17 protein-coding genes and 1 pseudogene are annotated in these 13386 nt (G+C 50.4%); 1 reads left to right on the forward strand and 17 read right to left on the reverse strand.

Going from position 1 to position 13386, the window contains the following annotated elements; genetic code table 11:
• Nucleotides 1-11 precede the first annotated feature (11 nt).
• The 9 genes from ABCW45_RS13330 to ABCW45_RS13370 all read right to left on the reverse strand — a co-directional run bounded on the left by ABCW45_RS13330 (nucleotide 12) and on the right by ABCW45_RS13370 (nucleotide 5310).
• Nucleotides 12-1091: an ankyrin repeat domain-containing protein gene (locus tag ABCW45_RS13330; RefSeq protein WP_117484449.1), complete on the reverse strand. Its 1080-nt coding sequence runs from the start codon at nucleotides 1089-1091 to the stop codon at nucleotides 12-14.
• A gap of 7 nt (nucleotides 1092-1098) precedes the next feature.
• Nucleotides 1099-1440: a hypothetical protein gene (locus ABCW45_RS13335; protein WP_006773019.1), complete on the reverse strand. Its 342-nt coding sequence runs from the start codon at nucleotides 1438-1440 to the stop codon at nucleotides 1099-1101.
• 41 nt (nucleotides 1441-1481) lie between these two features.
• Nucleotides 1482-2024 (reverse strand): hypothetical protein, encoded by a 543-nt coding sequence (locus tag ABCW45_RS13340; protein WP_006773020.1) that lies wholly within the window; start codon nucleotides 2022-2024, stop codon nucleotides 1482-1484.
• A gap of 13 nt (nucleotides 2025-2037) precedes the next feature.
• The gene (locus ABCW45_RS13345) at nucleotides 2038-2271 is read right to left on the reverse strand and encodes an immunity 17 family protein (protein WP_006773021.1); all 234 of its coding nucleotides are present in this window, start codon (nucleotides 2269-2271) and stop codon (nucleotides 2038-2040) included.
• Complete coding sequence (locus ABCW45_RS13350) at nucleotides 2268-2780, reverse strand: hypothetical protein (protein ID WP_243017755.1); 513 nt, start codon at nucleotides 2778-2780, stop codon at nucleotides 2268-2270. Before ABCW45_RS13350 ends, ABCW45_RS13345 begins: the two co-directional genes overlap by 4 nt.
• Before the next feature lie 18 nt (nucleotides 2781-2798).
• Entirely contained in the window at nucleotides 2799-3077 is a 279-nt protein-coding gene (locus tag ABCW45_RS13355) for a hypothetical protein (protein ID WP_117451345.1), read from the reverse strand.
• Nucleotides 3078-3090: 13 nt separating this feature from the next.
• Nucleotides 3091-4473: a DUF6138 family protein gene (locus ABCW45_RS13360; RefSeq protein ID WP_117451347.1), complete on the reverse strand. Its 1383-nt coding sequence runs from the start codon at nucleotides 4471-4473 to the stop codon at nucleotides 3091-3093.
• A 16-nt stretch (nucleotides 4474-4489) separates the two neighbouring features.
• Nucleotides 4490-4660 carry a hypothetical protein gene (locus ABCW45_RS13365; protein ID WP_166434156.1) on the reverse strand — a complete coding sequence of 57 codons (171 nt, stop codon included), beginning with the start codon at nucleotides 4658-4660 and terminating at the stop codon, nucleotides 4490-4492.
• Between the two features lie 107 nt (nucleotides 4661-4767).
• Complete coding sequence (locus ABCW45_RS13370) at nucleotides 4768-5310, reverse strand: SLOG family protein (protein WP_118471729.1); 543 nt, start codon at nucleotides 5308-5310, stop codon at nucleotides 4768-4770.
• Between the two features lie 130 nt (nucleotides 5311-5440).
• Here ABCW45_RS13370 and ABCW45_RS13375 point away from each other — a divergent pair, with 130 nt between their 5' ends.
• A complete protein-coding gene (locus tag ABCW45_RS13375) occupies nucleotides 5441-5782 on the forward strand; it encodes a helix-turn-helix domain-containing protein (RefSeq protein WP_008723376.1) in 342 nt (113 codons plus the stop codon).
• A gap of 188 nt (nucleotides 5783-5970) precedes the next feature.
• Here the strand turns inward: ABCW45_RS13375 and ABCW45_RS13380 are convergent, their stop codons facing one another.
• The 8 genes and pseudogenes from ABCW45_RS13380 to ABCW45_RS13415 all read right to left on the reverse strand — a co-directional run.
• Nucleotides 5971-7383, reverse strand: a complete 1413-nt coding sequence (locus ABCW45_RS13380; protein WP_118471727.1) for a relaxase/mobilization nuclease domain-containing protein — start codon at nucleotides 7381-7383, stop codon at nucleotides 5971-5973.
• A 54-nt stretch (nucleotides 7384-7437) separates the two neighbouring features.
• Nucleotides 7438-7764, reverse strand: a complete 327-nt coding sequence (locus tag ABCW45_RS13385) for a hypothetical protein (RefSeq protein WP_006773027.1) — start codon at nucleotides 7762-7764, stop codon at nucleotides 7438-7440.
• Nucleotides 7761-8615 (reverse strand): nucleotidyl transferase AbiEii/AbiGii toxin family protein, encoded by an 855-nt coding sequence (locus ABCW45_RS13390; RefSeq protein WP_002592900.1) that lies wholly within the window; start codon nucleotides 8613-8615, stop codon nucleotides 7761-7763. The genes ABCW45_RS13385 and ABCW45_RS13390 overlap by 4 nt, the downstream gene beginning before the upstream one ends.
• Nucleotides 8612-9205, reverse strand: a complete 594-nt coding sequence (locus ABCW45_RS13395) for a type IV toxin-antitoxin system AbiEi family antitoxin domain-containing protein (protein ID WP_425516120.1) — start codon at nucleotides 9203-9205, stop codon at nucleotides 8612-8614. The genes ABCW45_RS13390 and ABCW45_RS13395 overlap by 4 nt, the downstream gene beginning before the upstream one ends.
• 123 nt (nucleotides 9206-9328) lie before the next feature.
• A complete protein-coding gene (locus ABCW45_RS13400) occupies nucleotides 9329-9628 on the reverse strand; it encodes a CD1845 family protein (RefSeq protein WP_002588980.1) in 300 nt (99 codons plus the stop codon).
• A gap of 155 nt (nucleotides 9629-9783) precedes the next feature.
• Nucleotides 9784-10128: a plasmid mobilization protein gene (locus ABCW45_RS13405; RefSeq protein ID WP_425518610.1), complete on the reverse strand. Its 345-nt coding sequence runs from the start codon at nucleotides 10126-10128 to the stop codon at nucleotides 9784-9786.
• A complete protein-coding gene (locus ABCW45_RS13410; RefSeq protein ID WP_002588978.1) occupies nucleotides 10125-10943 on the reverse strand; it encodes a DUF3848 domain-containing protein in 819 nt (272 codons plus the stop codon). Before ABCW45_RS13410 ends, ABCW45_RS13405 begins: the two co-directional genes overlap by 4 nt.
• 1 nt (nucleotide 10944) lies before the next feature.
• Nucleotides 10945-13386, reverse strand: a pseudogene (locus tag ABCW45_RS13415) (SNF2-related protein); the annotation flags it as partial.

Genomic DNA, 13386 nt, shown 5'->3' on the forward strand with positions numbered 1-13386 from the left:
GATCATTCTCCTTATTCCTCAAACTCGCCCTCAATCATCCCGTTCAGATACCGGCCGGGATCTGCGATGAAGTCATCCCATTTGGCCAGAGAGTGGAATTCCTCATGCTCGATGTCCAGATACCACAGCTTTTTGTCCCTGGGGCTCCACAGCAGCAGGTAGTCGCTGTAATTGTCCATGGCCGCCATGAGGGAGAGCAGCTTCTTCCGTTTCCAGGTCATCTCCTGCACATCCATGTAGGCGTACAGCTCCGCCCATTTCACCCATTCCTGCTCCGGGAATTCCAAACGCAGGGGGCCGGTTTTCAAGTATTCCACCAACTTGGCGGGCAGTTTATATGGCATGAGCTGCCGGGCCTTTTCCTGTTCGTTGTGCCAGTCCTCCGGTTCCAGGGCTTTTAAGTAGTCGGCCAGCTCCTGATTTTTGTTCTGCACCGCCACGGTGTAAGGCCGGTCGCCGTATTTGTCGGCAATGGTGATGTCGGCTCCCTGTTCCACCAGCCAGCGCACCATGGAGAAATTGTTGGAGCGGGCGGCCTCGGTGACAGGGGTGGAGGCGTAAGGGAACACCATGTCCGGCTTGTGGTAATTGATGTCTGCCCCTTTTTCCAGAAGCAGTCGGGCAAGTTTGGCATTGCCCTCGGACACAGCGGCCCGGAATGCCTCGCCGCCAAACTTATCCACTGTGATCCCAGCCTGCTCCAGCACCGGGATATTCTCCGGGCGCTTGCCCCAGCGTACTTCCTGAAAGGCCCGCTCTTTCTGCTTCGGGCTGAGTTTTGCGGCCTGTCCAGCAAAGAGCGCCACCACCTCCGGCCCACAACAGCGGGCGGCAGTGAGCAGCAGGGGCTGTTCCTCTGCCAGACCGGGATCAGCTCCATGCTCCAGCAGGAAGTGGATCATGGGCACATCATTCCGAAAAACCGCGATCTCCAGTGGTGTGAGTTTGATATACTCGCTGAGCTGAATGGGGTCATCTAAATCCAGACCGCCCTGGAGCAGTACCTCCAGCTTGGAAGTGTCATAGTCACAAATGGCGGCAGCCGTTTCCGGGAGGGTCTCCCAGCGGCCAATATATGCAATTTGGTACATAAGGCACCTACTTTCGTTGTTGTTTCACTTTATAGGGAACGGTTCGGCCCAGCACCCGGCCCTTGCCAACGGCATTGGCTCCCTCATAGATCAAAAATTCCGCATTGTTTTCCAGCGGGGCATAGTCAATGGTATCTGGATATAGGGGTTGGGCATTTCCCAAAGCTGGTGTATCAAATGTACACTCGGTTCCGTCCAGAAAGCATACACCCAAATATTCTGTAGTTCCTGTGACCACAAAATGGGGACAATACTTTCCGCTGACCAGGCTGGGTGGTATTTTTCGTTTGCCGCTCCAGAAGATGACCTCCACATGGAGCACCGCCCGGTTTTCATCTGTCCCGATCACGCTGTCGCCCTCCTTTATCCCGTCATCTGGCTGCGGTATACTCAGGCCAGCTCTGCGTCCAGGATCTGGACTGGTTTTCCTTTCTCGTTCACATAGTAAAGGGCGATATAGTCGATGCCGTCCCGCTTGGCCTGCTCCCACGGCATCCGTTCACCGTTGATCAGTTCCACGGTATCCGCCTCATCCGGTTCAAAGTTCTCTTTTTCGTCCTCATAGTCAATGCTGTACCCCAGCTCCAGCACCAACTTGGAGGCGGGGATCTCATACCGCTTGAGGGGGCGGTGCTCCAGCTCGGATGGATCATGTTCATCGCAGAACATATTGTCGTAGCCATGCCGTCCACCGTCAAAGATGACGAACTCCTCGCCGCTCTCCGGGTCACGGGCTGTCACCAGTCCGGGGGCCTCGTCGCTATCTATGATATAGGATTGGGGTTCTCCTTTCACCGTGAGCAGATCTCCGTAATACCAAACCTCCAGCAGTTCATTGCCGGTGGTGGAACAAAGTATCACGGTGGGCAAACGCTTCTCCGCCCATTCTTTCACATGGCCGATGAGCCAGGTGGGATATTTCTCAGTCATCATAGTCTTTCTCCTCCTATTTCAATTTCAGCACAAATCCCCAGATACTCACCACAATCAAGAGGACACCCAGCAGAAAGAAAACCACACGCCGGTATCCTCTGCTGTGTCGATGGGCATCCCGCGTACCAGTGGGGTCGCAGAGCCAGTTCCAGTTGCGGATCGCTCCAAACAAAATCACGGCCCCGATGAGCACCGAGGCAATGTACCAATGCTCTTGTAAAAATGCTGTGATCTGTTCGCTGTTCATTTACAGATCCCCCCCTTTACATCATCGGGAGTTTCCTTTCGGATGATTTCCTCCCGCTCTTTTAAATCCAGCTCCAGAGCTTTTTCCTCCTCCAGATATTCCTCGCAGTCCCGAACCAGTTTTTGGGCGGCTGGGTCATCCGGGACCAGGGCCAGCCAGTGCTTGGCGTATTCATAGGCGGAGGCGGCGGAACGGTATGCCATCAGGCAGGAATAGCCCATCCGGGCGTTCCAGTAGGGATCGTTCTCACCCTGGGCGCGGACGGACTCCAGCAGCTCAATGGCGTGTCGGATGAGATCCCCGCCCACTTCACCGTCGGTCCCATGCTCTCCATGATCTCCCAGCACCGCCAGATTGCTGTAAGCCCGACTCAGCTTGACGGTCAGCAGATAGCCCCGCTCCTGTTCCGGGATGGCTTCGATGGCCCGGATACACCGGGAATACTCGTCCTTCTTATTCCATTGCTCAAGCTGCTCCAGCAGCTCTGCTTTTTCTGCCTGATTCATCATTTCACCGCCTTTTCCGTGTCATCCTTTGCCTTTTTTGAAGTGTCCGCTGCCTCGCCAGGTGTTGACCACACAGGTGAAGATCTGGCCGCAGTGCTTGCACCGGATCATGTGGGCCATGATTTCATCCGCCCAGCCATCCTCTGTCTTTACCTTCTCCAGTAGGCAGGTGGATTCCTCTTGCATCAGTTCAAATTCCCCCTCCGACACCAACTGCTGAATGTAAGCAATACAGGCCAGATAGTCCTTTGGGGCGTCAAATTTTCTCCATGTTTGAATGTTTCGGCAGTGCTCGCACATAGTGGACGCCTCCTTACGCAAATACCTGCTGGTATTTCTCTTTCAGTTCCTTCGGCGCCGTCTTGATGACTTTGCTGCCTCCGTTTTCGGAGGTCGTGCCCCAGATGGCCCAGAGAACATCATGCCATAGGTAGGCCAGCGCCCTTTTGTTGCTGCCGGATTCTTCCGACAGGTAATATTCCAGATGCCCCTTGATCTCCAGTAGCGCATCCAGGCTCTCCTCATTGGCGATCAGGGTGCGGAACTCCTTTGCGGGCTTCAGATTCTGCATGGACTGGACACCGTGGACCAGCACCGGCAGGGACTGAGCAGTGAACCCGTACTTCTTAAAAAAGGTGTGAATAAACTTTTCTTGCAAAGAGGAGTGCTCGTCATCACAGCGATCCAGGTAATCGCACACCAGCCGCCACCACTTCGGCCCGTCCAGTCCTAGGGCAAACACGGCAAAGGTGCCAGGCATGGCGCAGGACTCATCAGAGAGGTTGTTGTACCACTCGTCCTCCTGCATGGCCAGCCGAGCATAATTCTCCATCCGGACATGGAGACGGGGATACCGCACCGCACAGGCAAAAAGCTGATGGACACCCTTCTTGGGCAGGCCGGGGATGGGCAGGTGGATCTTCTCCGGTCCGCGAAACTCGATGGAGTAGCTGCGGGGGAACTCCGGCTGCTCCAAAATCTCAATCAGATAGCTGAGAGCCTCCTCACAGGCCCCCTCGCCGCAGTCTCTGGCGGTAATGCGGATGGTGGCGAAAGCGTCGTTAGCCGAGGCGGTCAGGTGCTTTGTTTTCCGCTTTTGGATATTAGGCGGCAATTTGCCGCTGCCATTGGTTTTCAGTTCCTTTACCATATCAGGACGAATCTGGGAAACCAGGCCAAGGATGTGTTCAGTGGTGAGGGATTCAAAACTCTGCCCATACACCGTATGGCAGATCGCCACATAGCAGGCAAAGCGCAGCAGGCCTTCATCCACATCCTCCGGCCGCAGCTCCGGCCACACAGTACAAGGCGGGTAAGGCGTAAAATCATCCTCTTTTTCTCCAGCCTCAAAATACCTTTCCTGCACCTGCTTTTCTATGTATTTCTCCAATGTATAGCAGATCTCCTGCCAGCCCACCAACCGCCGCAGGGCATCGCAGAATGTAACAGCTTCCTCATAGGGAAATCCCTTCAAAGGCAGTTTGGACAGATACCGCTCCAGGAGCTGGTTGGGAAGAAAGGGTGTCCCGTTGTGATTTCGCACCACGGTCGGGTAGGCGGAGTGATTTTCACGAGCGGTTCCGTTCAGCACATCCTGAATGCAGAGATCCGCCTCCGCCAGCACCTCCGGGGAAGTGTCCGGCTTGTGGATCAGATAGTAGCGGTCATGTACGCCATCACGCTTTGGCAAACTCATGCTTGATCACCTCTTTTCAGACAATAAAAAAGCCCCACGCCGCACTGTCATAAAGACAGGCTGACGCAGGACATGAAGAAGCCGCGTTGAAGGAGCCGCATCCACCAGCAGATGTAGTTTCTTCAACAACCAAAATATTTTTTTCGTATCTTAAAGCAGCAAATTGCTGTCCAATATATTTGTTCATAGCGGCACCATTTGTTCTGAGCGTAGTTTTATATTTTATTATATCACAGCACCCCTTCAATGAAAATATTTTGTTGGAAATGCTAATGAAAAATTTTTGTGAATTTGTTAAGGCGCAGGGGCTGTTATCTCCATAGTGTCTGGATGGATCAGAGTGATTACTTTTCCCTGATGCAAGGCATAGTTGACTGTCTGTGCTGTACCTGAGCGCAGCTTTTTCTGATTATCAAACACACCGATGATGTACTCTGCATGATCGACCATATAGTAATTCCTTTTTTTATAACTGGAAACATCCGCAGAATGTGAAATAACAATGGAATCGTTTGCGTTTTGGATCAGCTTTTTCAATCTATGTCTACTCTGATCCGGCCATTTAGAGTCATAACCGATGAAGGGAACTACAACGACAATTTTAATATCTTCGTATCCCGTTTGTGCCCTCAATGTCAGCAGCTGTTCTCCAGCCCACATATCCACACCAAGAGCACCGCCGACAAAAAAAGTACGGACAAATTTCTCGTCATGAAGTATCCGAAACTGCTCCAGGAGACATTCTTTTAATTTTTGGCATAGGGGATCTTCCTCATTATATCCAAAGCAAAATCTTGTTGGTCGGTGGCCGGTAATGGCGCAGGCATACTGATTCATATAAATCGCCCTTGATAACTGCCTTGATTACGCATATAAAGCAAAAATAACGCAAATAATAATGCGTATAAAGGTTGTATTATAAAATTATAACACAATACATACGAAGTATCAAGAATTGCTTTCTGCTATGCTAAAAGAGCAGAGAGGTGAGCGTATGGACGAAGAATTTATCCGCAATCGGATCACAGAATTGCGATTGAAAAAAGGTGTTTCAGAATATCAGATGAGCATGGAGTTAGGGCAGAACAGAAGCTATATTCAGGCGATTTCCTCTGGGCGTTCTATGCCGTCTATGAAGCAGTTTCTCAACATCTGTGAGTATTTTGAAATCACGCCGCTTCAATTTTTTGATGCACAGGAAAATAACCCTCAGCTTATCAAGAAGGCTTTGGACGGAATGAGAAAGATGTCAGATGACGATTTGATTATGCTGATTGGTTTTATAAGTCGCTTAAACACAGAAAACTAACGATAGGAGGCAGTAAGCGTCCCGTCGTTAGTTTTTCATTTTATGCGCAGCATATTGTGGCAAGCAATGCTTGTGGCTATCCATTTCGCCACAAACTGCTTGTTGAGGGCAGTGCCCCCAAGCCCCTTTGAACACAGAATTTCATTCTGTGGCTGCGCGTTCTACGAACGCTTTTGACCGGGACCAGCTTATCGCTGGCCGTGGTCTTTTTCTTTTTCAACATCCTGTTCTACCTCCATTTTCAGCACTCGATCCACATTGGCCTTTGCCGTTAAAAGCTCCCGCATTTCCTCACGGGAACGCCGGTACTCGGCATAGGTCTTTTTCTTTTCTTCCAGCAATTTCGCGTACTCCGTCTGTAACTCTTTGACCTTGGGCAGCTTCTTGACGCCCATCTCATCAAAGGCATTCTTAGCAGCCTGGTGGAGCAGAATTTCTTCCTCATGTTCCTCCCGGAATTTCTTAGAGTAGCCTGCCTTGCGGTATGCCACATAGACCTCACGGGTCTTGGCATAATTTACAATGTGAGTACGCAGAACAGCAATCTCTGCCATGCGCTTTTCAGCCGCTTTGATCTGCGCCGAAAGCTCATTGTGATGTGCCGTGGCAGCCGCAGCCTTTTCTTCCAAAACCGCATACTCCAGCAGGTTATTCTCTGACAAGTAATTCATGGTCTGCGCCATCTGCTTGAGGTTGAACACCTTGGCCCATCGAGCATAGCCAGCACCTTTTCCAGCCTGCAATTTTGCCTGAATGTCCACCAGCAGATTGACCTTCTGCGTCTCTGCCTGTGTAACTATTTTCTTTCGTGGGGTATGCGCTTTCTTCCCGGAGAGAACCGCCTGCAAATCATCTAATCCATATCCTTCGCCCAGGCTGTCCATTCGGGCGGCTTTCTCCCAACCGGGGAGCTTCAGGCGATATGATTTTCCGCGCTTTGATACCTCACAGCCGGACTCTTGCAGCAGCCTCAGCAGCTCTTCAAAGTCAGCAGGACTTTGTGATAATGCATTGTCAATCGCCACACGAAGCAGCTCTCGGTGAGAGGGCTTTGCCTGATCGCCCAGCCATTTGTTATAGCTCTTTCCGTGAGGTTTCGGGTTCTCTACAATAGACAGTCCGTTTTCGATGCAGATGGTGTCGCTCAACTGACGGACCGCCTTGGTGCTGCCCCAAAAGTTTCGGAATTTCCGGTCATATTCTAAGCTGACCGATGACCAGATAATGTGATTATGAATGTGCGATTTGTCTATATGAGTGCAGACCACAAAGGCATGATTGCCCTTGGTAAAACGCTTGGCAAATTCCACACCCAGCCAGTTCGCTTCTTCCGGAGTGATCTCACCGGGGCGGAAGGACTGGCGCACATGATAGGCGATCACATCATCCGCGCCGCGCACTCGTCCGGTAGCGGCAATGTACTGCCGCTTTGCCAGAAGGAACTCCGCATCCACAGTCCTGCTGTCACACGCATAGCCGGTAATGAGCCTGCCATTATCTGTTTTTTTGGGATTGGCCACATAGTCGATGATGTCACTGATCGCCCGACTTTCTGTGCGGCCCTTGCCGACATGAAGCGGCATGATTCTTGTGGTTGCCATAGGTCAGACCTCCTTCCCGAAAAGAAAACGGCCTGCCATAGCAGACCGCTTTCACTATTCTATAAAACTTTCTTCATCGAAAAAATTGAACTCATCATCTTCTAAGTGTCTTGGTGGAAATCTCATTTCATATTGCTCTTGCGCCAATGCACGGACATCAGGCCGCCTATCCTTTAGTCGATTTTTCAGCCAGGACAACTGCTCTTTCGATAGCCTCCATGGAAGATTCAAAAGACGATTCAGTGTCATCAGTTCAGCCTGCTTTTCTGCTGGTAGCGAAGCACAGGATTTACAAATGTGGGATGCATGACCTTTGCCTGAAAATTTTTCGTTGGCTTTGTATTCACCACAAACTTTACAATAGTGTCCATGCTTTTTCATAAGCTGATGCCCTTCTCGCAAAGAACATATAACCTGCGAATTGCTTTCATAATCACATCCCATTCCAAATCAGAAGCATAAGAAAACTTTTTACGGTATGCCTCCCAAAGTTTTTGCATAACCGAATCATTTTCCACTTCGTCAAAAACTTCTTCAGCCTGGTTAAGATACTTCTCCGATCCCCGTTTATGAGCAGTTGCCAGAAGCGCATCATGTAAAATTTTCGGGTTCAGCGTGGTTCCATGCAGCTGTTCTAAAATGTAAATATCGTAGAAATCTCTCATGCGGGTATTGGTTGTGGTTCTAGTAATAATGGTTTCCAGTTTTTCTGCCAGCACAGTTTCTAAATTATAAGCCCAAATATCAATGGAGCGATCTTCCAGCATAAGTTTGAATGAATACCGAACCTCTCTTGGAGTGATTGCATCTCCCGTAGAAATATCAATTTTCAAAGGGGTCACTACACCATCGAATGTTGTACTCATGCTGACACGAATCCCCGGATACTCTGCTTCATCCATAATTTCCGAAATACTTTTCAGCTGAAATTTAACACCATCATCAATCGGAACAATTACGATTGATGAAATTAGATTCTCAATATCCTCCACATTAACATTAGCTCCTTTTATGGTTGCATCCAAATCCATCGTAGAGCGGGCATCCAATCCAACCATAGCCGCTACCAACATACCACCCTTCAAGATAAACTTATCACGATACTCAGAAAGAGAAATACGCTCCAAAAAACGCTCCATCATGTAGTTCCTCATTAAAATCTGAGCATCTGCGGATTTTTCTCTGGAAAGGTTTCGTATTAAATCTTTAAGCTGCCTTGCTGTTTTTATCATAAAAGTACCTCCAAATACTGTCGTAAAATTTTTTCCACCTTGAACATCCCAGCATATTGCATTAAAGCTCGCAGGTTCTTATCTTTTCTACGGGCATACGCTTTCAGTGCTCCCTGAAAGGTCTGAATTTCAATTCTGCTACGGCTTCTGAGCAAATCACAGATCGTTCGCTCCATATCATAAACCGGCACAGTATGCCCGAACGGAGTTTTCGCTGTTGTAAGTCCTACATCATGTAAGTCTGCTTTAATCGTAAAAACTTGAATGCCTTCTGCTTTCATTTTGCTTGGATTGCATCCAGTTTTGACCGTAACTGTATATTCTATTGGTTCACGGTCTGTCAGATCGTGAAAAAATAAAGCTGTTTCATGTGAAAATACTGCTTGTTCAAATCGCAAATGAAGCAGATACATGGCATCCACCCAGGAATCTTTGGACAGATAAATCCCATGTGCAACTCTATCCAAATCTCGTGAACGCACATAATCATAAAATACCGGCTTTGAAATTCCAGAGGATACGACCTGTGATGTTCGCAGCATTCCTTCTTGTGCTGTTAGCATCTGATCCAGCTGTTCAAATTGTCCCATCATGTCACTTCCTTTCGTACTAATATTATATTCAATATTAGTTCAAAAGTAAAGTCGTGGATATAAAATTCCTTTTCCCAAATTTAACAGACGGTGTCTGGCATTTTATGGTTTTGCGTATTTTTATCCATAAACCAACTCCTGAATTGCAAATTTCAAACTCTGCACCTTACCCATCAGCCAGATTGCAGCCAGTGGCAGCCCCATCGGGCTAATCAAAAATGCCATGACCAGCAGAATCACACCATTCTGCGGGGAATAGGTAAGCAGCACAGCCACACCAAGCAGAGCAATCACGGTACTGAACAGGCCGAGCACCAGACCGGATATGTAGATCAGCCCCGTGCAGAGCCAGACAAAAAGTGTCAGAACCAAAATGACCGGTGCAGTTATAATCATCAAAAGCCCTTTCAAAATCTTCATGTCATTTCCTCCTTGCAGCGTTCTTGGTATCTTTTCTAATCATATTATCCGGCATGGGCAGGCAAAAGACAAGGATACCGATAAAAAGAAAAAGCGGAGAGAGGAGCAGCGAAGTAATGCCGTTCCTCCCTCCGCAAATGGAGTATCTATCCCTGTTATAAGAGTTTGGAAAGCTGGGTAATGATTTCCTTTACGCCCTCCCATAACTGTTCCTGCCGCTGGGATATATCCTCCAAGTCAGCATCATAAACCCGCCCAGTCTCATGCACTTTACGGGTCAGCTGGTTTAAGTTGTTGCTGCTTCGGCGCATCAGGGAAACAAGCTCCTTCAGCTCCGGCAGCTCCAGCTTGACTACATACCCATCCAGCGCCATTTTTCTTAGATAGGCTTCACGGTTGGAGGTTCCAAACTGAGACATTTTTTGCTCAATCACAGCAAGCTCCTCCGCTGAAACTCTAAAGTTTAATTGCATATCCCGCTTACGCTTTGCCATAGTTATCGCTCCGGCTCCCGTTTCTTTGAGGCGGCGGGCTTATGGGCCGGCAGCTCCTGTTTGAGCTTATCCCGTACTGAGGGACGGGACGGTTGCAGTTTTTCTCCCTGAGTACGGCTACGCTGCTGTTCTTCACGCACCAGATCAATAAAGCCATCCAGTACAGCAGGGTGGCTGTTCAGGACATAACCACAACGGACGGTTTCGGGGTTCTCGTTGGGAATGGTCTTAGCCCATTCCTTATTGCGTCGGGAGTAGCGCCCATCCCAGTCCTGAAGCTGGACGGTGTTGGCCAGAACCAAAGCCACACGCTCCATGCCATAGGTCTCGATCACACCCTTTGCCGCATCGTGACTGAGATACATTCCGTCGAAGTGTTCCCGCACCGCCGCTTCAATGGACTCCTTGCATTGGAGATTTACATTGTTGAAAGCTCGGTACTGCTCCAGCTCCCCATGTTCTCTCGCATAGGCGGCAGAGTGGGGATAGACCGGTGTTGTTCGCAGTTCCTCTTTGGCTCTGCACACATCATTGGCACGGTTCTCAATGCTGTCCCGGATCACATCCATGTGGCCGGTCTCCAGCTTTTCAAAATAGCGGTACACATCCGCCAGCGGCGAGGGAGATTCCAAAAGCGCCTCTGCCTGGGCATCGGTCAGCTCCAGTTCCTCCATCGCCATCACGATGTCCTCACGGATGGTGTACTCATAGGTGTGGTGCAGAATTTCTTCCGGGGGCTGGCTTTTCAGCCAGTCCCTGTATTTGTCCTGCTCAGCGGCCATCTTTTCATAAAGGGCCATATTCAAATCGTTGGTATTCATGTTATCGCACCTCCTCATGTTGTTTTGGTTTCTTGTCAGTACTGCGGGGCGGCACCGGGCGTTTCAGATGATCCAATACCGAAGGCCGTGTGCTTTTGGCAACGACAGCTTCATCGTGTGCCGGTCCCTTTCCGTCGATGTTGAGCAGGGTATCCAGCTCCACCAGACGGGCGTTTTTGCTTCTCAGTTCTTCTTCATAAAGGAATGGCTTTCCAACTTCCTCCTTTGCGGCAGCCTGCTGCTGATAGAGGTTATCCAGCTGGGCCTTTGCCGCCTCCAGACGCTGGGGCATCTGGGCGAGGGCATTGTCGATACGGGTAAGATTTCCGCGAGGGTCTGTACCAAGGGTTGCCCGGTGGGTCATCTGTCCTTTCAGCAGGAGCGTATACTCCTGTTTCCAAGCGGAAAATTCCACGGATATGGCATAGCCCCGGTAGCTGCCGATCTGCACCGGATCGGAGGTTTTGACCTCCTTGCAGGCATCCAAAAGGGCTGCACCGGCGTTCTCCTTATCGGTCAGCAGATCGCCACGGATTTCCATACCAGCAAAACCGTCCTCCGGGTGCGGGTGCGCTGCCAAAACCTCCAGATCGGATTCAAAGCCCTTGATAAAACCTTTGTGCTTTTCAATCTCCTCCGGGAAGTATTTGAGCAGCTGGTCCTCCAGACGATATTGCTTGCTCTGGTGGTCGGCTTTCATCAGCTTCAGGCGGGATACCTCCACATCCAAATCCATACGCTCCTTGATGCGGGGATCTCCGGCACACAGAGCCTTGATCTCAGCAAAACTGAGGGCTGTTTCATCCACATCATCGCAGGAGCGCACCGGCGATTTAGAAGTCATGATCTGACTGATGAATTTCTGCTTGTTCTCCACTGTCTGCCAGAGGTATGCGTCAAAGGTTCCCTCGGTCACATAGCGGTACACATGAACAAGGGGGTTCTGGTTGCCCTGACGCTCGATACGCCCCTTTCTCTGGGCAAGGTCTCCGGGTCTCCACGGACAATCCAGATCATGAAGTGCCACCAGACGGTCCTGCACATTGGTGCCTGCGCCCATCTTGGCGGTGCTGCCCAAAAGGACACGAACCTGACCGGTACGGACTTTAGAGAACAGCTCCTTTTTCCGCACTTCGGTATTGGCTTCATGGATAAAAGCGATCTGGTCGGCAGGCATCCCCTGGGCAATGAGTTTCTGACGAATATCGTCATATACCGTAAAGGTCGGTTCCTGTTCCGGCAGAGGCACAGCGCCTTCCAATGCGTGAAGCAGTGGATTATCCAGCGTTTTCGCCGCCTTGCTTGCAGGAGCTTTGGCCTGTGGTGTAGAAATGTCGCAGAACACCAGCTGGGTCAGCTTGTCAGCTTTGCCGTCCCACCAGATCTGCATGATGTTGTCCACACACTGATTGACCTTTGTTCCGGGTTCGTCCGGCAGCATCTGGTTGACGATCCTCTGGTCAAGCCCCAGCTTACGGCCATCCGAGGTAATCTTGAGCATGTTATCCTGGGACGGGTCAACAGTTCCGCTGTGTACCAGCGATGCACGCTCCGAAAGAGCTTTGACCATTTCCTGCTGATGTTCGGTAGGCTGCGCCACGATGTTGTGGTACTCCACTTCCGGGGTAGGCAGATTCAGCTGATCGGCAGTCTTAATGTCGGCCACTTCTTTGAACAGGTTCATCAGCTCCGGCAGATTAAAGAACTTGCTGAATCTCGTTCTTGCCCGGTAGCCGGTGCCTTCCGGTGCCAGCTCCAATGCTGTGACGGTCTCCCCAAATCGGGAAGCCCAGCAGTCGAAGTGGGTCATGTTCAGCTCTTGCAGGCGTTCATATTGAAGATAACGCTGCATGGTGTAAAGCTCGGTCATGGAGTTGCTGACCGGTGTGCCGGTGGCAAAGATCACGCCACGGTTTCCGGTGATCTCATCCATATAGCGGCACTTGGCAAACATATCGGAGGATTTCTGCGCGTCCGATGTGGAAAGACCAGCCACATTCCGCATTTTTGTGTATAAAAACAGGTTCTTGTAGTTGTGGGCCTCGTCCACAAACAGCCGGTCCACACCCAGCTGCTCAAAAGTTACCACATCATCTTTTCGCCCCTCGGCTTGCAGCTTTTCCAGTCTGGCTTCCAGAGACTTTCTGGTACGCTCCAGCTGCTTGACGGTAAAACGCTCGCCGCCGCTGGCCTGCACCTCTGAGATGCCCTCGGTGATCTCGTCGATCTGCTCATAGAGAAGCCTTTCCTGACGCTCCCGGCTGATGGGGATACGCTCAAACTGACTGTGTCCCATGATGATGGCGTCGTAGTCACCGGTCGCAATACGGGCGCAGAACTTCTTGCGGTTATGGGTCTCAAAGTCCTTTTTGGTTGTGACTAAGATGTTGGCAGAAGGATAGAGGCGCAGAAACTCCGATGCCCACTGCTCAGTCAGGTGGTT

The organism is Pilosibacter fragilis (genome assembly GCF_032490495.1).
Lineage (GTDB): Bacteria > Bacillota > Clostridia > Lachnospirales > Lachnospiraceae > Pilosibacter > Pilosibacter fragilis.

Coding starts and splice junctions, on each gene's coding strand:
- ABCW45_RS13330 (WP_117484449.1), bottom strand. CDS start 1,091: ATGTACCAAATTGCATATATTGGCCGCTGGGAGACCCTCCCGGAAACG.
- ABCW45_RS13340 (WP_006773020.1), bottom strand. CDS start 2,024: ATGATGACTGAGAAATATCCCACCTGGCTCATCGGCCATGTGAAAGAA.
- ABCW45_RS13345 (WP_006773021.1), bottom strand. CDS start 2,271: ATGAACAGCGAACAGATCACAGCATTTTTACAAGAGCATTGGTACATT.
- ABCW45_RS13350 (WP_243017755.1), bottom strand. CDS start 2,780: ATGATGAATCAGGCAGAAAAAGCAGAGCTGCTGGAGCAGCTTGAGCAA.
- ABCW45_RS13355 (WP_117451345.1), bottom strand. CDS start 3,077: ATGTGCGAGCACTGCCGAAACATTCAAACATGGAGAAAATTTGACGCC.
- ABCW45_RS13360 (WP_117451347.1), bottom strand. CDS start 4,473: ATGAGTTTGCCAAAGCGTGATGGCGTACATGACCGCTACTATCTGATC.
- ABCW45_RS13365 (WP_166434156.1), bottom strand. CDS start 4,660: ATGAACAAATATATTGGACAGCAATTTGCTGCTTTAAGATACGAAAAA.
- ABCW45_RS13370 (WP_118471729.1), bottom strand. CDS start 5,310: ATGAATCAGTATGCCTGCGCCATTACCGGCCACCGACCAACAAGATTT.
- ABCW45_RS13375 (WP_008723376.1), top strand. CDS start 5,441: ATGCTAAAAGAGCAGAGAGGTGAGCGTATGGACGAAGAATTTATCCGC.
- ABCW45_RS13380 (WP_118471727.1), bottom strand. CDS start 7,383: ATGGCAACCACAAGAATCATGCCGCTTCATGTCGGCAAGGGCCGCACA.
- ABCW45_RS13385 (WP_006773027.1), bottom strand. CDS start 7,764: ATGAAAAAGCATGGACACTATTGTAAAGTTTGTGGTGAATACAAAGCC.
- ABCW45_RS13390 (WP_002592900.1), bottom strand. CDS start 8,615: ATGATAAAAACAGCAAGGCAGCTTAAAGATTTAATACGAAACCTTTCC.
- ABCW45_RS13395 (WP_425516120.1), bottom strand. CDS start 9,205: ATGGGACAATTTGAACAGCTGGATCAGATGCTAACAGCACAAGAAGGA.
- ABCW45_RS13400 (WP_002588980.1), bottom strand. CDS start 9,628: ATGAAGATTTTGAAAGGGCTTTTGATGATTATAACTGCACCGGTCATT.
- ABCW45_RS13410 (WP_002588978.1), bottom strand. CDS start 10,943: ATGAATACCAACGATTTGAATATGGCCCTTTATGAAAAGATGGCCGCT.